The sequence below is a fragment of the Leifsonia sp. 21MFCrub1.1 genome, assembly GCF_900107895.1.
GTDB lineage: Bacteria > Actinomycetota > Actinomycetes > Actinomycetales > Microbacteriaceae > Leifsonia > Leifsonia soli.
Map to the genome: position 1 here is coordinate 2,361,185 of NZ_LT629867.1, position 17,700 is coordinate 2,378,884.

Here is a 17,700-nt window from a genome sequence, read left to right on the forward strand (position 1 = left end):
GCCGGAGGGTGCGACGCCGTGTTGGCGTGAGGCCGGCGGGGCGGGGAGGTCGGGTGCCGAGTGGACCGTATTCGCCGCGAGTGACGCCGGGAGCGCGACGCAGGATGGCCGCGCAGAACCCATTTTACCGGATGCGCGGCCGTTCAGCGACGCGTGTCTGCGGGGATCTTGATCGTGACCGCTGCTGCGACGAAAACCACGGCTCCCGCGATCGAGAGCCCCTGGAGCGCGACACCGCCGAGCGGCAGCGGCCAGACCGGATTCCAGACCACGGCGAGCGGGACGAGCCCCGCGAACCACCACCACATCCGCGCCTGTCCGGCGAACACGCACAGGATGAGCGCGAGGATGCTGACGGCGTACCGCACGTAGAGGTACCAGTCCCCGCCGATGAGGGCCAGACCCGCGAGGAGCACGATCGCCCCGAGCAGGCCGGGGACCAGCGCGGCGCGGTTGTATGCGGGCTGCTGCGGAGTGTGTGGTGCGGGCATCGGGAGTCCACTCTACGCAGTCGGCGCGCCGGACGTGGTGCGCCCGCCCGGGTGCGGAGACGTTCTCTCCGGCCGGGCGGGCGACGCTGTGTGCTGTGCGGGGATGCTGTTGGCTACAGCACTCCGCGGCGGAACAGGAATGCGCAGGGCGGGGCGTCGGATCCGACGCGGACCATGACGCTGGAGTTTCGGGCGAGCTCGAGGAACGGTTCGAGTTCGAGGCGGGTCATCGGGACTCGGCGGAGTTCTGCATCGGACGCGATCCCGTTCACCGCGAACGCGACGTCGGGCACGTCGTAGGGTTCGTCGGCGAGATCGAGGAACACGATCGGCGAGGCACTCTCCTGGTCGAGCGGGAACACGGAGAGGATCGCCTCGGCGGCGGCCTCCGTCGTGACGTCGTCACCGAGGTGGACGACGGGTGTGGTCATCTGGTCTTCCGGGTAGCCGCTGCCGACGAGGGTAAGCGTCGCGCCATCGTGCATCGCGTCGAGCGCACTCAAGAGCGCACCGGACAGCAGCGGGCTGAGGTTCTTCAGCAAAGTCGGGCCTTTCCTGTTAAACGAATATTTCTCAACCCCTACGTGGAGGATAGACCCGTCGGTATGTCCACCCCCACCCCCCCATTAGGGGGATACCTGCCGGTCCGCCGGGCGCAGGTGAGGGCGGAATGCCCTGCGCGAACACCCCCTCGTACCCCCGCCGGGTATGCCGCCTGCGGCACTATCCTGAGGGGGTGATCGCAGACATCAAGAAGCGGGCGCTGCACCGCACGCGCATCCTCGAAGGCCAGCTCCGGGGCCTCGAGAAGATGATCGAGAACGAGGACTACTGCATCGACATCATCACGCAGTCCCTCGCCATCCAGAAGTCGCTCGGGTCGCTCAACAAGCTCCTGGTCGAGAATCACCTCCGCACCCACGTCTCGGAGATGTTCGAGGAGGGCGGAAGCGCCCGCGACGACGCGATCGTCGAGCTCCTCAAGGTCTACGAGCTCTCCAACAACCGCGGCTGAGACGCAGCCATGACGGACCGCGAAGAGCTCATCCGCATCGTGCGCGGCGACATCACCGACGAGACCGTCGATGCGATCGTCAACGCCGCCAACAGCTCGCTGCTCGGCGGCGGAGGCGTCGACGGCGCCATCCACCGCCGCGGCGGCCCCGCCATCCTGGAGGCGACGCGCGAACTCCGCGCCACGACCCTCCCCGACGGACTGCCCACCGGTCAGGCCGTCGCGACGACCGCGGGCGACCTCGCGGCGAGGTGGATCATCCACGCGGTCGGACCCGTCTGGTCGGGCAGCGAAGACCGCACGCCGCTGCTCCAGAACGCGTACCGCTCCTCCCTCCGCGTCGCCCGCGAACTCGGAGCCCGCACTCTCGCCTTCCCCGCGATCTCGGCCGGCGTCTACGGCTGGCCGATGGACGACGCGGCGCGCATCGCCGTCAGCACCGTCCGCGCCGTGCTGTCCTCCGGCGTCGGATCGGTCGAGCACGTCCGATTCGTGCTGTTCTCGGACGAGGCGTTCGACGCCTTCCTGGAAGCGGCCGGCGAGTGACGGCGGCCGACACCGCGGCACTGGAGCGCTTCCGCACCCTGCTGCGCATCCCGACGATGTCGCGCAACGCCGTCGAGGAGACCGACTGGCCGGCGTTCGACCGGTTCGTCGCCGCCCTGCCCGAGCTGTACCCGGCGCTCCACGCGGCGCTCGAACAGGAGCGCCACGGACATTCCCTGCTCTACCGCTGGCGCGGGCGGGAGGATGGAGCGCCGACGGTGCTGATGGCGCACTACGACGTCGTCCCCGCGACCGACGAGGGCTGGACGCATCCCCCGTTCGGCGCTGAGCTGACGGGCTCCGGAGAGCAGCAGCTGCTGTGGGCGCGGGGCGCGATCGACGACAAGGGGTCGCTCGTCGCGATCCTGGAGGCGGTGGAGGCGCTGGTGCGGGAGGGCTTCCGGCCCGAGCACGACGTCTACCTCAGCTTCGGCCACGATGAGGAGACGGTCGGCTCCGGCGCACGGACCATCGCCGCGGCGCTCGCCGAGCGCGGCATCCGCCCTGCGCTCGTGCTCGACGAGGGTGGAGCGGTCGTCGAGCGCATCTTCCCCGGCGTCACGGCGCCCATCGCGGTGGTCGGCGTGAGCGAGAAGGGCATCACCAGCGTCCGGCTCACCGTCGAGCAGCACGGCGGGCACGCATCCACTCCCCCGAGGACGACCGCGACGGTCCGTCTCGCACGTGCCATCACCCGGCTCGACGCCCGCCCGTTCCCCGCTCGGCTGACCGAGACCAATCTGCGGATGGTGGAGACGCTCGGCGCGCACGCGACCGGACCCCTTCGCGCGGTCTTCACGCGCGCCCGACGCCTGCAGCCGCTGCTGCGTGTCGTGTTCGGGCGGCTGAGCGACGAGACGCGTGCGATCGTGCGGACCACGACCGCGGTGACGCAGCTGCGCGGCAGCCTCGCCGCGAACGCCCTGCCCGAGACGGCGGAGGCGGTCGTGAACACGCGGATCGCCGTCGGATCCTCCGTCGCCGAGACGCTGGAGCACATCCGGAGGGCCATCCGCGACGACGCCGTGCGCGTGGAGGCCGTGGATGCGAGCGAGCCGTCGCCCGTCTCCCCCGCCGACGGGCCGGAGTGGGACCGTCTCGCCGCCGCCATCGGCGCTGTGCATCCGCGGGCCGTCGTGACGCCGTACATCATGCTCGGCGCGAGCGACGGGCGGCACTTCACCGGCATCTGCGACGCGGTCTACCGGTTCACCCCGTTCGAGCTGAGCGCCGAGGAGCGGGGCGCGCTGCACGCGCGCGACGAGCGGATCCACGTCGCCACCTGGCAACGCGGCATCGCCGTCTACACCGCCCTCCTCCGCGCCTCCTGACCTCACCCCACCGTCGAGTCCGCAAACTTTGCACGCTCCCGCGGCGTTTCGCGTACAAAGATCGCGGACTCGACGGTGGGGCGGATGGAGGGAGGGGGTGTGCGAGGTGCACAGGTGGGCGGCGAAGTCGTGCGGGTTGCACATTCCGTCGAGGGGGACGCGGTTACTACGGTTTCGGGCAACCGTCCCCCTCCCACCCGTATGAAGGACTCCCAATGGCACGCACAGCTCATGCCGACGACTTCGCCCTCTCCCGTGTGACCCCCGACGCGCGCAAGCCGTGGTTCGGGATCGCGGTGCAGCGCTTCGGCCAGGTCTCGGCTCTCTCGCAGTTCCTGCTCGGGGCGACCCTGGGCTACTCGATGACCTTCGGGGAGGCGGCGCTCGCCCTGCTCCTCGGCTCGATCATCCTCGAGGTGATCATGTGCATCGTCGGCATCATCGGCCAGAAGGAGGGCCTCAACACGGCCCTCCTGGCGCGCTGGACCGGCTTCGGCGAGATCGGCGCCTCCCTCGTCGGCCTGGCGATCGGCATCAGCCTGATCGGCTGGTTCGGCATCCAGTCCGCCATCTCGGCCCAGTCCCTGAACGTGCTCATGCCCGGCGTCATGCCGGTGTGGGTGTGGAGCCTGCTGTTCGGCCTGGCCGTCACCGCCATCGTCGCGTACGGCTTCGTCGGGATGCAGTGGCTGGCGAACATCACCGTCCCGCTCTTCCTCATCCTCGTCGGCTGGTCGATCATCAGCGAGCTGAGCAAGCACTCCATCGGCGAGCTGATGACATCGCCGGCGCCCGGGCCGACGATGTCGGTCTGGCAGGGCACGGGCATCGTCGCGGGCGGCCTCATCGTCGGCGCGATCATCACCGCCGACATGACGCGCTTCAACCGCAGCCGGGCAGACGTCGTGAAGCAGACCGTGCTGGGCGTCACACTCGGCGAGTTCGTGATCGGCCTGGCGGGCGTCCTCCTCGCCCACGCGGCGGCCAGCGGCGACATCGTCGCGATCGTGACGTCGTCGATCGGCTTCGTCGGTCTGATCATCGTCATCACCGGAACGCTCAAGATCAACGACTGGAACCTCTACTCGTCCACGCTCGGACTGGTGAACTTCATCTCCACCGCGTTCTCGAAGAACCTGCACCGTGTGACCACCACGATCGTGCTCGGCATCGTCGGCTCGGTGCTCGCGGCCGCGGGCATCCTCGCCCAGTTCACCGGCTTCCTCACGATCCTCGGCGTCGCCTTCCCGCCGATCGCCGGCATCATGGTCGCCGAGTACTTCTTCGTGCGGCGCTGGCGCGGCGACCTCGACGAGACCCGCGCGACCGGGCGCCTCCCCCAGTACGCACCGCGGATCGTCCCCGTCACCCTCCTGGTGTGGCTGGTCTCCTCGCTGGTCGGGTACTTCGTGACCTGGGGCATCCCGGCCATCTGGTCGCTGCTGCTCTCGATCGTGCTCTACACGGTCGCCGGCAAGCTCGGCTGGGTGCGCGGCGTCGGCCGCGCGACCACGATCCAGGCGCCTGCCGGCACGCAGGACGCGGCGACGGTCCCCGCGGCCGACTCCCCGTCCGGCCCCGAGGCCATCGCCTCCAACTGAGCTCCGGCTCCCGCACCGCCCATCACCACAGAAAGCGACACAACATGCATATCGGCATCGACGTCGGCGGCACCAACACCGACGCAGTGCTCATGGACGGCCGGACCACCCTGGCCGGCGTGAAGAACTCGACGAGCCCGGATGTCACCAGCGGCATCGTGAGCGCGATCGAAGCGCTGAGGGCGGCGCGGGACTTCCGGGGCGACGACATCCAGGCGGTGATGATCGGCACGACGCACTTCATCAACGCGCTCGTCGAGGCGAAGCGCCTGGCGCCCACCGCCGCGCTTCGCCTCGGCCTGCCCGCGACCCGTGCCCTGCCTCCGCTGGTGGACTGGCCGGAGTCGCTCATCGGCGCCATCGGCGGCCGCAGCTACCTCGCGCACGGCGGCTACGAGTTCGACGGCCGTCCGATCTCGCCGATCGACGTCGCGGAGCTCAAGGGCATCGCGGCGGACATGGCGGCGAACGGGGTGCGGTCGGTGGCCATCTCCTCCGTCTTCTCGCCCGTGAACCACGACGTGGAGACGCAGGCCGCGGCGATCCTTGCCGACGAGCTGGGCGACGGCGTCGCGATCTCGCTGTCGCACGAGATCGGCCGGATCGGGCTCCTCGAACGCGAGAACGCCACCATCATCAACGCGGCACTGCGGGAGCTCGCCTCCGAGATCGTCGACGGCCTCACCTCGGCCGTCCGCGCGCAGGGCATCGACGCGCCCATCTTCCTCAGCCAGAACGACGGGACGCTGATGGACGAGGACTACGTGCGCCTCTACCCGGTCGCCACGTTCGCCTCCGGCCCCACCAACTCGATGCGCGGAGCCGCCCTGACCAGTGGTCTCTCGACCTGCGCGGTCGTCGACATCGGCGGCACCACGGCCGACATTGGCCTGCTGGTCAACGGCTTCCCGCGCGAGACCGCGAACGAGGTCAAAGTCGCCGGTGTCCGCACCAACTTCCGGATGCCGGATGTGCTCTCGATCGGCATCGGCGGCGGGTCCATCGTCGACACCGAGACGGCCGAGGTCGGTCCGGAGTCCGTCGGCTACCGGCTGACCTCCGAGGCCCTCGTCTTCGGCGGGTCCACTCTGACGGCGACGGACGTCGCCGTCGCGGCGGGCCGCGCCGTCATCGGCGACCCGGCGAAGGTCGCCCACCTCGATCCTGCATTCGTGCAGCGCGTGCTCGACCGCATCGCCGAGCGCGTCGCGGAGGCCGTCGACCGGATGCGCACCTCGCCCGACCCCATCCCCGTCGTGGCGGTGGGCGGCGGGTCCATCCTGCTGCCGGAGGAGCTGCCCATCTTCGGCGCCGTGCACCGGCCCGACAACTACGCCGTCGCGAACGCGATCGGCGCATCCATCGCACAGGTCGGGGGCGAGATCGACAAGGTGTACGCCGTCGAGCCCGGCCGCCGCGATGAGGCCATTGCCGCCGTTCGGGCGGAGGCGGTGGATAAGGCGATCGCGGCCGGCGCCTCCCCCACGTCGGTCGCGATCGTCGACTTCGACGAGGTGCCCATCCCCTACCTTCCCGGCAACGCGACGCGCATCCGGGTCAAGGCCGTCGGCGATCTGGCGATGGAGGTGCGGGTATGAGCTGGACGCTGACCGCCGACCGGATCGGCGAGCTCGCGCGCGGCGCGGCCGTGCTCGGGACCGGAGGAGGCGGCGACCCCTACATCGGGTCGCTGCTGGCCGCGCAGGCGCTCGCCGAGCACGGCCCGGTGACGGTCGTCTCGCTCGACGAGGTGCCCGACGACGCCCTGGTGCTCACGGTGGCGATGATGGGCGCCCCGACGGTCATGGTCGAGAAGCTGCCCAGCCTCGAGGAGGTGATCGCGCCCGTCCACGCGCTCGGCACCTACCTCGGCCGCCCGGTGACCCACGTGGCGTGCGCCGAGATCGGCGGAGTCAACTCCACCATCCCGGTCGCCGCTGCCGCCGCGCTCGGTCTGCCGCTGGTCGACGCGGACGGCATGGGCCGCGCCTTCCCCGAACTGCAGATGGTGCTTCCGACCCTGTACGGCGTCACGGCGTCCCCGCTCGCCTTCGGCGATGAGAAGGGCAACGTCGGCGTCCTGAACACCGCCGACAACCACTGGACCGAGCGCATCGCCCGGGTGGCGTGCGTCGAGATGGGCTGCTCGATCATGATCTCCGGCTTCCCGATGAGCGGGTCCGTGGCCCGGCAGGCACTGGTGCCGGGTTCGCTGGCGCACTGCCTCGCCATCGGCTCCGGGATCACCGCCGCGCGTGCCGCGAAGACCGACGCGGTCGCGGCGACCGTCGAGCTGCTCGGCGGGCGCGAGTTCTTCTCCGGCAAGGTGGTGGATGTGGAGCGCGGCACCACGGCCGGGTTCGCCCGGGGACGCGCCCGCATCGATGGCGCGGACTCCTCGCTCGACCTCGCCTTCCAGAACGAGCACCTGATCGCGCGGTCCGGCGACGAGGTCTTCGTGACGACGCCGGACCTGATCATCGTGCTCGACGCCGAGAGCGGAGAGCCGATCACCACCGAGGGCCTGCGGTACGGGCAGCGCGTTCGCGTGATCGCCGCACCGAGCGACCCGCGCTGGCACAGCGCCGAGGCGCTGGCCATGGTCGGCCCCGGATACTTCGGCTACGACCTGCCCTCGCACCGCTTCGACGGGACGGCCGAGCGCGTGCTCGAGGGGGTGACCGCGTGAGCTGGACGCTGACCGCGGCCGACCTCCCCGACCTGGCCCGCGGGGCGACCCTCCTCGGCACCGGCGGAGGCGGCGACCCCTACATCGGCCAGATGCTCGTCGCCCGTGTGCTGAGCGAGCGGGGCATCGGAGGCCGCGGCATCACCATCCTGGATCCGGACGACCTGGCCGACGACACGTTCGTCATCCCCACCGCCCAGATGGGCGCGCCGACCGTGATGATCGAGAAGATCCCGGCCGGCACCGAGCCGACGCTCGCCCTGCGGACGCTCGAGGCCCACCTCGGGCGCTCCGCCGACGCGACCATGCCGATCGAGTGCGGCGGGATCAACTCGATGATCCCGCTCATCGTCGCCGCCGAGACCGGTCTTCCCGTCGTGGATGCGGACGGCATGGGCCGCGCCTTCCCCGAGCTCTCGATGGAGACCTTCGCCGTCTACGGCGTGCACGGCTCCCCGCTGGCGCTGGCCGGCGAGCGCGGCGAGACGGTGATCATCGACACCGGCGACGACGACCGGCAGATGGAGTGGCTGGCGCGCGGCGTCACCATCCGGCTCGGCGGTGTCGGGCACATCGCGGAGTACGCGATGAGCGGTGCGGACGTGAAGCGCACCGCCGTCCCGCGCACCCTTTCGATGGCGCTCGCCCTCGGGCGGGCCATCCGCGTTGCGCGGGAGGAGCACCGGTCGCCGTTCGAGGCGATCGCGCACACCCTCTCGACGACCCTCTATCCGGAGGTCCGGGAGCTGTTCGCCGGCAAGGTCACGGACGTGGAACGCCGCACCACCGAGGGGTTCGCGAAGGGACGCGCGACCATCTCCGCCCTGGACGGCACAGGGTCGGGCGGCGCGGGCAGCGCGGGCGCCGCCGGCGGCACGCTCGAGATCCGCTTCCAGAACGAGAACCTCACGGCGCACCGCGACGGCGAGCTCGTCGCGATCGTCCCCGACCTGATCTGCGTCACCGACATCGAGTCGGGAGAGCCGATCACCACGGAGGGGCTGCGGTACGGGCAGCGCGTCCGGGTGCTCGGCATCTCGACCCCGGAGATGATGCGGACGCCGGCAGCGCTCGCCGCGTTCGGCCCGCGCGCCTTCGGGCTGACCGAGGACTTCGTCCCGGTCGAGTCGGCGCGGGCGCTGGTCTGACGCCGTCGCGGCCGTCGCCGCCTACGCTGGAGGACATGAGAACTCTCGGCCAGGAGAGCCTGCCGGCTCTCGCCCGGGGCTTCTCGCTGCTCGGCTCCGGGGGCGGCGGCGCCACGACGATGCTGGAGCTGATGGTGCAGGACGCCCCCATCTGGCCGATCGTGCTGCGGGAGCCGGACGCGTTCGACCCGGCCACTCCGTGCGTCGCCGTCGCGTTCGCCGGGTCGACCTACCTGCTGACCGAGCGCCTCCCGGCGGCGGACGCGTTCGGGCCGCTGCTGGCGGCCGCCGAGCGCTGGACCGGGGTGCGCGCCAGCGCGGTGTGCGGGCTCGAGGGCGCCGGGATGAACGGGCTCAGCCCGCTGCTCCTCGCCGACCGCCTCGACCTCGTCGACGCCGACCTGATGGGCCGGGCGCTCCCCCGGCTCGACCAGATCTCGCTGCTGGTGGACGCCGTCCCCGGCGTGGTCGCGGTCTGCGACACCGGAGGCGGCGTCGTCGTGATCGACACCGCCCGGCCGGCGGACGTCGAGAGTCAGGTGCGCGCCGCCATCGTCCAGGCGGGAGGCGCCGGTGCCGTGCTCGTCGCCGGCTTCACCGTCGGCGATCTCGTCGAGCACGGGGTGGTCGGCACGGCCGGGCGCGCCCTCCGTCTCGGCCTCGGCAGCGCCGACCGGACCCTCGCCCCCTCCGCCCTCGCGGAGGCCATCGACGCCCGGCTCCTCGCGACGGGACGGGTGAGCGGCGTCCAGGCCTCGGTCGAGGACCCGTACGTCAGCGCCATCCAGCTCGACGGCGACGACGGCGCCCTGCTGCGGCTCGTGGCGCGATCGGAGCTGCTGGCCGTCGTGCGCGACGGCCTGACCACCGCCGCGAGCCCGGAGATCATCGTCGCGCTCGACTCCGTCTCGGGCGACGTGCTGCAGGTCGACGAGATCACCCTCGCCCGCAACGTGATCGTGCTCGCGCTGGCGGCCCCGGCCTGGTGGACCGCCTCCCCCGACCGCGAGCGGCACATCACGCCCGCCGGTTTCGGCCTGCGCGGACTGGAGGTGCACGCGTGAGCGACGGACTCGACCTCGCGGCCCTGTTCGCGCATCCCGCGAACGGCGGACTGCGCGCCATCGCGGGGGCGCAGCCGTCCGTCGTGTGGCGTGAACTCGTCGTCGCCGCGGACGAGTCCGGGCTGCCGGACGAGGGAGACGGACGACTCGCCGTGCTCACGGTCCCGCCGCCGGCGACGCCGTGGCAGCAGGATGCGCTGGTGCGCCGCGTCCGCGACCGCGGCTACCGCGGGCTGGTGCTCCCCGAGGCGGAGGGGTTCGGTGCGGGCACCCGCTCCCTCGCGGAGCGCCTCGGGCTGGCGCTCCTCGGCGCGGCCGACCCGATGGCGCTCGCCCGCGCCGGGTGGGAGCTGCGCGAAGGACGGGACGCGCTCACTCTCGGGTACGTCCGGCGCGTCGCGCAGTCGATCGAGTACCACGCGGACAACCTCGCGGATCTGCTTCGGCACCTCTCCGCCAGCGTGGGCCATGGCGTCGCCCTGATCGACGGCGAAGGCGTGCTGCTGGAGGCGGGGGAAGCGCTGCCCGCCTCCGTCCACGCCGCGATCGACTTCGGCCCCTGGATCAGCACCGTCGAACTCCCGGAGGGGTCCGCCGCCTCCGTCCGGGTGGACAGCCCGAGCCGCGCCGGCCTCCGGCTGGCGGTCTTCGGCCGGGGCCTCGGCGCCGCGCAGCTGAGCGCCCTGGCGGTCGCAGCGGAGGTGGCCATGCCCGCGGTCGCCGCACGCATCCTCATCGACGAGGTGGCCGACGTGAACGATGCGGCGGTCGCCTCCGGCCTGCTGCGCGACTTCCTGGAGCTGCGCGACAGCCGCGACTCCGAGCTGGAGCAGCGGATGCTCGAGCGCGGCTGGCGGACGACCGGATACCATCTGGGGTTCCGTCTGGTCGGGCGCTCCCGCGTCGACACCCTCCAGCTGCTGCGCCTGGTGGCCCGGGAGCTGACGGCGCTGCCCGTCGACTCGCACGCCGCCACGAGCGGTCGCGGGGTGACGGGCTGGCTCAGCTTCGCCACTCCGCCGTCGCCGAGCCGGGTCGAGGAGAGCGTGCGGGCGCTGCTCGCGATGCACACGGCCGCCCGCCGCGTGTTCAACGTCGCGACAGGGGTCGGGACGCTGGAGGGCGGCGCTGCGGGACTCGTCGCCACGATCGACGGAGCCTCGGACGCCGCGCGCATCGCTGCCGGACGGTCGGCGACGGGCTACTTCGTGCGGATCGACGCACTCGGACTGGAGCAGCTGCTGCTGTCGTGGACCGAGAGCGACACGTTCGTCCCCGCGGCGGAATCCCTGCTCGCCCCGCTTCTCGCCCGCGGGCCGGAGCTCGTGGAGACCCTCGCCGCGTACCTGGACCACGAGTCGGGCATCGCGGCGACCGCCGAGGCGCTCGGTCTGCACCGCAACACCGTCTCCACGCGCGTCGCGCGCGCTCAGGAGCTGCTCGGTCTCGACCTCGCCGACCCCGAGACGCGCCTCGCCGTGCACCTCGCCTGCCGCGCGCTCCGCCGCTGACCCGTCCGCCTGCCCCCCACCGTCGAGTCCGCAAACTTTGCACGCCCGCACGGCGCGTCGCGTGCAAAGATCGCGGACTCGACGGCGGGGTGAGGAGGGTGGGGGGCTAGGCGGCGCCGCCGAGGTCGGGGAGGGTGATGGCGCGGCTCGACGGCGGCAGCTCGCGGAGGCGCTCCAGTGCGGGGATGAGCTCGCCGGCCCACACGCGGTAGCCCTCGGCATTGAGGTGCAGGCGGTCCTCGGTGTACGCGGGGTTCAGCTCGCCGTCCTCCAGCGCCATGGCCGGCCACAGGTCGAGCCAGCCGGCGTGCACGGTCGGGGCGAACTGCCACAGGTGCCGGTTGATGTCGCGGATCTGGTCGGCGAACTCGTGCCCTCGCGGCATCACCGATTGGGCCAGGATGCGCGTCTCCGGCAGCTCCTTGCGGAGCGTCACCAGCATGGTCTCGACGTTGCGGACGACGTGCTCCACCGAGCGGCGCCAGGCCAGGTCGTTGGTGCCGACGAGGAGGGCGATCAGCGCGGGCCGCGCGTCGATCACGTCCCCGAGCCGCGCGAGGACGTCGTCGGTGGTGTCGCCGGCCATCCCGAAGTTGCGAACCGCCTCACCGGGAAGCAGCGCATCCCAGTCGCCGCCCTGCGTCAGGCTGTCGCCGACGAGGGCCAGCTCACCGCGTTCGGGTCTCCACTCATCCGTCATACCGTGTCCCCGTTCCTCGCCCCCATCCTCCCTCACATCCGCGACAAGGGGAAGGAATGCGGGCCGGGGTCCCGCCGCGCGCGGCGCCTACAGCAGCGACTTGGTGTGCCAGACCGTCTTCGTCTCGGTGAAGAAGGCGATGCGGTCGAGCGACGGCGCGGCGGCATCGGGCCCGTTCTCGGGCGTCAGCACGCGCTTGAGGGTGTCCGCCGCGGCGATCTGCAGGTCCACCCAGTCGAGCTCGCCCGCGCCGACCAGATCGAGCGCGTTGACGTCGGCGTGCGAGGCCAGCCACGGCGCGATCTCGGCAGGCGAGCCGGTCAGGATGTTCACGACGCCGCCCGGCACATCGCTCGTCGCGAGCACCTCGCTGAGGCTGATCGCCGACAGCGGGAAGCGCTCGCTCGCGATCACCACGACCGTGTTGCCCGCGACCAGGGCCGGGGCGACCGCACTGGTGAAGCCGAGTAGGCTGGAGTCCTGCGGCGCCACGATGGCGACGACGCCGGTCGGCTCCGGCACGGAGATGTTGAAGTACGGGCCGGCGACCGGGTTGGCGTTGCCCGCGACCTGCGCGAACTTGTCCGCCCATCCCGCGTACCAGACCCAGCGGTCGATCGCCTCGTCGACCTGCGCGGTCGCGACGGACGCCGAGACGCCCTCGGACTTCTGGATCTCGTCGACGAACTGGGCACGACGCCCCTCCATCAGCTCCGCGATCCGGTACAGCACCTGGCCGCGGTTGTACGCCGTGGCGCCCGACCAGCCGGAGACGGCGGCGCGCGCAGCGACGACGGCGTCGCGGGCGTCCTTGCGGGACGCCTTGGCCGCGTTCGCCAGGAACGCCCCCTTCGACGAGACGACCTCGTAGGTGCGGCCGGACTCGCTGCGCGGGAACTTCCCGCCGATGTAGAGCTTGTAGGTCTTGGGGACGGCCAGGCGGCTCATTTGGAGGCTCCCTTGCGGGTCGGGCGAACGGCGGGGATGCGGAGGCCGGAGGCGGCGGGCAGCGAACGGCCGGGCACGAGGTACGCGCCGAGACCGTGACGGCCGCCCTCGCGGCCGTAGCCGGACTCCTTGTACCCGCCGAACGGGCTGGCGGGGTCGAAGCGGTTGAAGGTGTTGGCCCAGACGACACCGGCGCGCAGCTTGTCGGCGACGGCCAGGATGCGGCTGCCCTTCTCCGACCAGATGCCGGCCGACAGCCCGTACGGGGTGTTGTTGGCCTTCGCGATCGCCTCGGCCGGAGTGCGGAAGGTCAGCACCGACAGCACAGGGCCGAAGATCTCCTCGCGGGCGATGCGGTGGCTGGTCGACACGTTGTCGAAGATCGTCGGCGCGAACCAGAACCCGTTCTCCGGGATCTCGCACTCGGCCGTCCAGCGCTCCGCGCCCTCCGCCTCGCCGATGTCCGACAGCTCGCGGATGCGCTGCAGCTGCTCCGCGCTGTTGATCGCGCCGATGTCGGTGTTCTTGTCGAGCGGGTCGCCGAGACGCAATGTCGACAGGCGGCTCTTCAGCCGCTCGACGACCTCGTCGTGGATGCTCTCCTGCACCAGCAGGCGGCTTCCGGCACAGCAGACGTGGCCCTGGTTGAAGAAGATGCCGTTGACGATGCCCTCGACGGCCTGGTCGATGGGAGCGTCGTCGAAGACGATGTTGGCGGCCTTGCCGCCGAGCTCCAGGGTCAGCTTCTTGGAGGTGCCGGCGACGGTGCGCGCGATCTCGCGCCCGACGGCCGTGGAGCCGGTGAACGCGACCTTGTCCACATCCGGGTGGGCGACCAGGTCGCGCCCGGTCTCCCCCGCGCCGGTGACGATGTTCACGACACCGGCGGGCAGGTCGGCCTGCTGCACGATCTCGGCGAACAGCAGCGCCGTGAGCGGCGTCGTCTCGGCGGGCTTCAGCACGACCGTGTTGCCTGCGGCGAGGGCCGGGGCGATCTTCCACGCCAGCATCAGCAGCGGGAAGTTCCACGGGATCACCTGCGCGGCCACGCCCAGCGCCCGGGGCGCGGGGCCGAGCCCGGCGTGCTCGAGCTTGTCCGCCCATCCTGCGTAGTAGAAGAACCAGGCGGCGACGAGCGGCACATCCACATCGCGGCTCTCCTTGATCGGCTTGCCGTTGTCGAGGCTCTCGGCCACCGCGAGCTCGCGGGCGCGCTCCTGGACGAGCCGGGCGATGCGGAAGAGGTATTTGCCGCGGTCGCTCCCGCTCATCCGCGACCAGACGCGGTCGTAGGCGCGGCGGGCGGACGCGACGGCCGCATCCACGTCGGAGGAGTCGGCGGTGGCGATGGTCGCGAGGCGCTCCTCCGTCGCGGGAGAGATGGTCTGGAACGGCGTTCCGTGCCCGGCGACGAACTCGCCGTCGATGAACAGCCCGTACTCGTCGCGCAGGGTGAGGATCGACCGCGACTCGGGAGCCGGGGCGTATTCGAGGAAGCTCATGTCAGTTCTGCTTTCGGGTCAGTCGATCGTCACGTAGTCGGCGCCGGAGTAATGCCCGGTCGCCAGCTTCTGGCGCTGCAGGAGCACGTCGTTCAGGAGGCTGGATGCGCCGAACCGGAACAGGTGCGGCTGCAGCCACCGCTCGCCCACCGTCTCCGCCACGGTCACGAGGTACTTGATGGCGTCCTTCGACGAGCGGATGCCGCCGGCCGGCTTGACGCCGATCTCCTCGCCGGTGAGCCGGTGCCAGTCGCGCACGACCTCCAGCATCAGCAGGGTCACGGGCAGCGTCGCCGCCGGCGACACCTTGCCCGTTGACGTCTTGATGAAGTCGCCGCCCGCCAGGATGCTCAGCCAGGATGCGCGCCGCACGTTGTCGTACGTGTTCAGCTCGCCCGTCTCCAGGATCACCTTGAGGTGCGCGTACGTGCCGTCCTCGCGGCGGCAGGCCTCCTTCACGGCGACGATCTCGTCGAAGACGAGGCCGTACCGGCCGGACAGGAACGCCCCGCGGTCGATCACCATGTCGATCTCGTCCGCACCGGCGGCCACGGCGTCCGCCGTGTCGGCGAGCTTGACCTTCAGAGAGGCGCGTCCGCTCGGGAACGCGGTCGCGACGGCCGCCACGCTGACGCCGCCCTGGCCGCCCGCGCGGCGCACGGCGCCCGCGTGGGAGGCACCCAGTGCCTCCACGGCGTACGGCACCATGTCGCCGTACACGCAGACGGCCGCGGGACGCGGTGCGGTCAGGTCGGACGGGTCGGGCGTGAGCGCCTTGGCCACGAGCGAGCGCACCTTGCCGGGGGTGTCCGCGCCCTCCAGAGTGGTGAGGTCGATCAGTTCGATGACCGTGTCGAGCGCCCACTTCTTGCTGGTGGTCTTGATGGAGCGCGTGCCGAGGCCGGCCGCGCGCTGCTCCAGGCCCACCGCATCCACACCGGGGATGCCGTTGAGGTACCGCCGCAGCGATCCCTCCGTCAGGTCGCCGCCGAGCACCTCGACGGCGCGGGCCGCGGGTGCGAGGGTGCGCACGGGCGGCGTTGTCTCGATGGTCACGTGTTCCTCCAGATGGTGCAGCTCGGATGCTACGGAGCGGTCGTGCCGGGCGCCGTGCGCCCGAGCAGGTCGTTGGCGGTGGACTCGTCGGTGATGAGCGTCGTGCAGAGCCCGCTCGCGACGACGGCGTGGGCGACGCGGTGCTTGGCCTCCCCGGCGATGACGGCGATGGACGTCCGCGCCGAGCGGAGCTCGTCGAGGCTGAGCCCGAGGGTCCGCGCGTTGAGCTCCGGGTCGGCGACCTGTCCGTCGTCGGTGATGAAGCGGCCGACCACGTCGCCGACCGCGCCCTTCTCGGCCAGCGCGGCCACATCCTCCACCGAGAGGTACCCGGAGTCGACGTGCACCGAGCTGGTGTCGACGACGCCGGCGCTGAACAGGTACGCACTCGCGTCCCGCGCGAGCTCGAGGACGCTCTGCACCGAGCGGTCGGCCTCGATCGCCCGGCGGGTGGCGGCGTGTTCGAAGATCGCCGGGCTGGGCAGCAGGGTCGCTGTGCCCTGCGCCTTCCTGGCGATGACGACGGCCGTGTCGGCCGCCGCCGTGGCCTGGCGGGTCGAGGAGACACTGCCGTTGATCTGCACCGGGTTCACCCCGATGGCCCAGCCCGGGCGCAGGCGTGCGGCGACGGCGTGCAGGGTGCGGCCCCAGCTCACGCCCAGCGTTCGCGGCACGGGACGCAGCGTCGTCAGATAGTCCGCGGCGGCCTGCGCGACCCGGGCCTGGACGTCGGCGTCGGACTCCGCGGCCGGCACGACGACCGCATCCACCAGGCCGTAGAAGCCGCAGAGCTCGCGCTCGAGCGAGAACCGGCGGGCGCTGGGGTGGACGATCTCGATGCGCACGAATCCGTGCTCGCGGGCGGCGACGAGCAGACGGCCGACCTTCCAGCGCGAGACGTTGAGGGCGACGCCGATCTCGTCCTGCGTCTTGCCGGCTTCGTAATAGAGTTCCGCGGCTTTGACGGCGAGGATCTCGTCCGAATCGTTCAGGGCCACGCCTCCAGCTTAGGAAGACCCCGCGCACGTGAGCAACATGTGTGTGGTGGATGCTCAAATGAGCAGAGCGCGTTTCGTTTATCGTTGGGTCGTGCCCACAGACCCCACGCTCGCCGCCCCCGCCGCACCGACCCCCTACGTCCTGGCCGTCGACTTCGGCGGCACCAAGGTCGAAGCCGCCCTGGTGGATGCGGAGGGGCGCCTCGTCGAGGGCTCCCGGCACCGCCGTCCGACCGGGCGGAACGCCACCGTCCCGGAACTCGAGGAGTCGGTGGGCGGCGTCGTGCGCGCGGCCGCCGCATCCCTCCCTGCCGGTGCCTCGATCGTCGGCGTCGGCATCGGGAGCGCCGGACCGATCGACCGGCAGCGCGGGCTGGTCTCGCCCCTCAACGTGCCGCACTGGCGCGACTACCCGATGCGCGACTTCGTCGCGGGCGTCGCCGCCGACCTCGGCCTCGCCGTGCCCGTGACGCTCGAGATGGACGGCGTGGCGATCACCATGGCCGAGCACTGGGTGGGCGCCGCGCAGGGCGTCGACAACGTCATGGGGATGGTCATCTCCACCGGCATCGGCGGCGGACTCATCGTCGGCGGCCGCGTGATCACCGGGCCGACCGGCAACGCCGGCCACATCGGGCACGTCGAGGTCGGCGACATCAAGGGCGAGGACACCTTCGGCAACCCGTACGCGCTGGAGGCCATGGCGTCCGGGCCGCACACCGTCGCGTGGGCTCGGCAGCAGGGCTTCGAGGGGGCGACCGGGGAGGACCTGGCGGCGGCGTACGTCGCGGGCGATCTGATCGCGCGCGAGGCGATCGCCCGCACCGGCGAGGCCGTCGGGCGCGCGATCGCGTCGGCGACGGCGCTGCTCGACCTGGAGCTCGTCGCCATCGGCGGCGGGTTCTCGCACTCGACGCCGGACCTGTTCGATCACATGCGCGACGTGATCGAGCACCACTACTTCCCGTTCGTGCGCAAGGTGCGGATCGTCCCGTCCGCCCTCTCCTCCGAGGGCCCGCTCATCGGAGCAGCCGCCCTCATCCACCGCGCCGCCCTCCTCCCCTGACGCCCCACCGTCGAGTCCGCACAAATTGCACGCG

The 17,700-nt window shown here is 71.7% G+C and carries 17 protein-coding genes; 10 read left to right on the forward strand and 7 right to left on the reverse strand.

The annotated features are described in order from the left end of the window. Positions 1-143: 143 nt before the first annotated feature. Together BLW09_RS11215 and BLW09_RS11220 are read right to left on the reverse strand one after the other, a co-directional pair. Positions 144-491 (reverse strand): DUF6804 family protein, encoded by a 348-nt coding sequence (locus BLW09_RS11215; protein WP_089912466.1) that lies wholly within the window; start codon positions 489-491, stop codon positions 144-146. Between the two features lie 113 nt (positions 492-604). Beyond that, positions 605-1,033 (reverse strand): RbsD/FucU domain-containing protein, encoded by a 429-nt coding sequence (locus BLW09_RS11220; protein ID WP_089912470.1) that lies wholly within the window; start codon positions 1,031-1,033, stop codon positions 605-607. 194 nt (positions 1,034-1,227) lie between these two features. Between BLW09_RS11220 and BLW09_RS11225 the strand changes: the two genes are divergently transcribed. The 9 genes from BLW09_RS11225 to BLW09_RS11265 all read left to right on the forward strand — a co-directional run bounded on the left by BLW09_RS11225 (position 1,228) and on the right by BLW09_RS11265 (position 11,396). After that, complete coding sequence (locus BLW09_RS11225) at positions 1,228-1,506, forward strand: metal-sensitive transcriptional regulator (protein ID WP_018190392.1); 279 nt, start codon at positions 1,228-1,230, stop codon at positions 1,504-1,506. 9 nt (positions 1,507-1,515) lie between these two features. Continuing rightward, on the forward strand, positions 1,516-2,052 hold the full coding sequence (locus BLW09_RS11230) for an O-acetyl-ADP-ribose deacetylase (RefSeq protein ID WP_089912473.1): 537 nt from the start codon (positions 1,516-1,518) through the stop codon (positions 2,050-2,052). A 56-nt stretch (positions 2,053-2,108) separates the two neighbouring features. Beyond that, positions 2,109-3,383 (forward strand): M20/M25/M40 family metallo-hydrolase, encoded by a 1,275-nt coding sequence (locus tag BLW09_RS11235; RefSeq protein WP_089916822.1) that lies wholly within the window; start codon positions 2,109-2,111, stop codon positions 3,381-3,383. 215 nt (positions 3,384-3,598) lie between these two features. Beyond that, positions 3,599-4,984, forward strand: coding sequence for a purine-cytosine permease family protein (locus tag BLW09_RS11240; RefSeq protein ID WP_089912476.1), 1,386 nt, complete (start codon positions 3,599-3,601; stop codon positions 4,982-4,984). 44 nt (positions 4,985-5,028) lie between these two features. Beyond that, positions 5,029-6,582, forward strand: a complete 1,554-nt coding sequence (locus BLW09_RS11245) for a hydantoinase/oxoprolinase N-terminal domain-containing protein (protein WP_089912478.1) — start codon at positions 5,029-5,031, stop codon at positions 6,580-6,582. Beyond that, the gene (locus BLW09_RS11250) at positions 6,579-7,673 is read left to right on the forward strand and encodes a DUF917 domain-containing protein (RefSeq protein WP_089912481.1); all 1,095 of its coding nucleotides are present in this window, start codon (positions 6,579-6,581) and stop codon (positions 7,671-7,673) included. Before BLW09_RS11245 ends, BLW09_RS11250 begins: the two co-directional genes overlap by 4 nt. Then, positions 7,670-8,821: a DUF917 domain-containing protein gene (locus tag BLW09_RS11255; protein ID WP_089912483.1), complete on the forward strand. Its 1,152-nt coding sequence runs from the start codon at positions 7,670-7,672 to the stop codon at positions 8,819-8,821. Before BLW09_RS11250 ends, BLW09_RS11255 begins: the two co-directional genes overlap by 4 nt. Before the next feature lie 35 nt (positions 8,822-8,856). Beyond that, positions 8,857-9,885, forward strand: a complete 1,029-nt coding sequence (locus BLW09_RS11260; RefSeq protein WP_089912486.1) for a DUF917 domain-containing protein — start codon at positions 8,857-8,859, stop codon at positions 9,883-9,885. Then, on the forward strand, positions 9,882-11,396 hold the full coding sequence (locus BLW09_RS11265) for a PucR family transcriptional regulator (protein WP_089912489.1): 1,515 nt from the start codon (positions 9,882-9,884) through the stop codon (positions 11,394-11,396). The genes BLW09_RS11260 and BLW09_RS11265 overlap by 4 nt, the downstream gene beginning before the upstream one ends. Positions 11,397-11,502: 106 nt before the next feature. Here BLW09_RS11265 and BLW09_RS11270 read toward each other — a convergent pair whose 3' ends face one another. The 5 genes from BLW09_RS11270 to BLW09_RS11290 all read right to left on the reverse strand — a co-directional run bounded on the left by BLW09_RS11270 (position 11,503) and on the right by BLW09_RS11290 (position 16,600). Further along, a complete protein-coding gene (locus BLW09_RS11270; protein ID WP_089912491.1) occupies positions 11,503-12,096 on the reverse strand; it encodes an SGNH/GDSL hydrolase family protein in 594 nt (197 codons plus the stop codon). A gap of 87 nt (positions 12,097-12,183) precedes the next feature. Beyond that, on the reverse strand, positions 12,184-13,044 hold the full coding sequence (locus tag BLW09_RS11275; protein ID WP_089912494.1) for an aldehyde dehydrogenase family protein: 861 nt from the start codon (positions 13,042-13,044) through the stop codon (positions 12,184-12,186). Continuing rightward, the gene (locus tag BLW09_RS11280; protein WP_089912497.1) at positions 13,041-14,546 is read right to left on the reverse strand and encodes an aldehyde dehydrogenase family protein; all 1,506 of its coding nucleotides are present in this window, start codon (positions 14,544-14,546) and stop codon (positions 13,041-13,043) included. The genes BLW09_RS11275 and BLW09_RS11280 overlap by 4 nt, the downstream gene beginning before the upstream one ends. Positions 14,547-14,564: 18 nt before the next feature. Beyond that, a complete protein-coding gene (gene deoC / locus BLW09_RS11285) occupies positions 14,565-15,602 on the reverse strand; it encodes a deoxyribose-phosphate aldolase (RefSeq protein WP_089912500.1) in 1,038 nt (345 codons plus the stop codon). 29 nt (positions 15,603-15,631) lie between these two features. Continuing rightward, positions 15,632-16,600: a sugar-binding transcriptional regulator gene (locus BLW09_RS11290; protein ID WP_089912503.1), complete on the reverse strand. Its 969-nt coding sequence runs from the start codon at positions 16,598-16,600 to the stop codon at positions 15,632-15,634. A 91-nt stretch (positions 16,601-16,691) separates the two neighbouring features. On the opposite strand from BLW09_RS11290, the gene BLW09_RS11295 reads away from it, so the two are divergent. Further along, positions 16,692-17,666, forward strand: a complete 975-nt coding sequence (locus BLW09_RS11295) for an ROK family protein (protein WP_089912506.1) — start codon at positions 16,692-16,694, stop codon at positions 17,664-17,666. Positions 17,667-17,700 lie beyond the last annotated feature (34 nt).

Bases quoted from the DNA above. Each gene is read 5' to 3' on its own strand.
- BLW09_RS11215 (WP_089912466.1), bottom strand. From the start codon at position 491: ATGCCCGCACCACACACTCCGCAGCAGCCCGCATACAACCGCGCCGCG.
- BLW09_RS11230 (WP_089912473.1), top strand. From the start codon at position 1,516: ATGACGGACCGCGAAGAGCTCATCCGCATCGTGCGCGGCGACATCACC.
- BLW09_RS11235 (WP_089916822.1), top strand. From the start codon at position 2,109: ATGTCGCGCAACGCCGTCGAGGAGACCGACTGGCCGGCGTTCGACCGG.
- BLW09_RS11240 (WP_089912476.1), top strand. From the start codon at position 3,599: ATGGCACGCACAGCTCATGCCGACGACTTCGCCCTCTCCCGTGTGACC.
- BLW09_RS11245 (WP_089912478.1), top strand. From the start codon at position 5,029: ATGCATATCGGCATCGACGTCGGCGGCACCAACACCGACGCAGTGCTC.
- BLW09_RS11250 (WP_089912481.1), top strand. From the start codon at position 6,579: ATGAGCTGGACGCTGACCGCCGACCGGATCGGCGAGCTCGCGCGCGGC.
- BLW09_RS11260 (WP_089912486.1), top strand. From the start codon at position 8,857: ATGAGAACTCTCGGCCAGGAGAGCCTGCCGGCTCTCGCCCGGGGCTTC.
- BLW09_RS11270 (WP_089912491.1), bottom strand. From the start codon at position 12,096: ATGACGGATGAGTGGAGACCCGAACGCGGTGAGCTGGCCCTCGTCGGC.
- BLW09_RS11275 (WP_089912494.1), bottom strand. From the start codon at position 13,044: ATGAGCCGCCTGGCCGTCCCCAAGACCTACAAGCTCTACATCGGCGGG.
- BLW09_RS11280 (WP_089912497.1), bottom strand. From the start codon at position 14,546: ATGAGCTTCCTCGAATACGCCCCGGCTCCCGAGTCGCGGTCGATCCTC.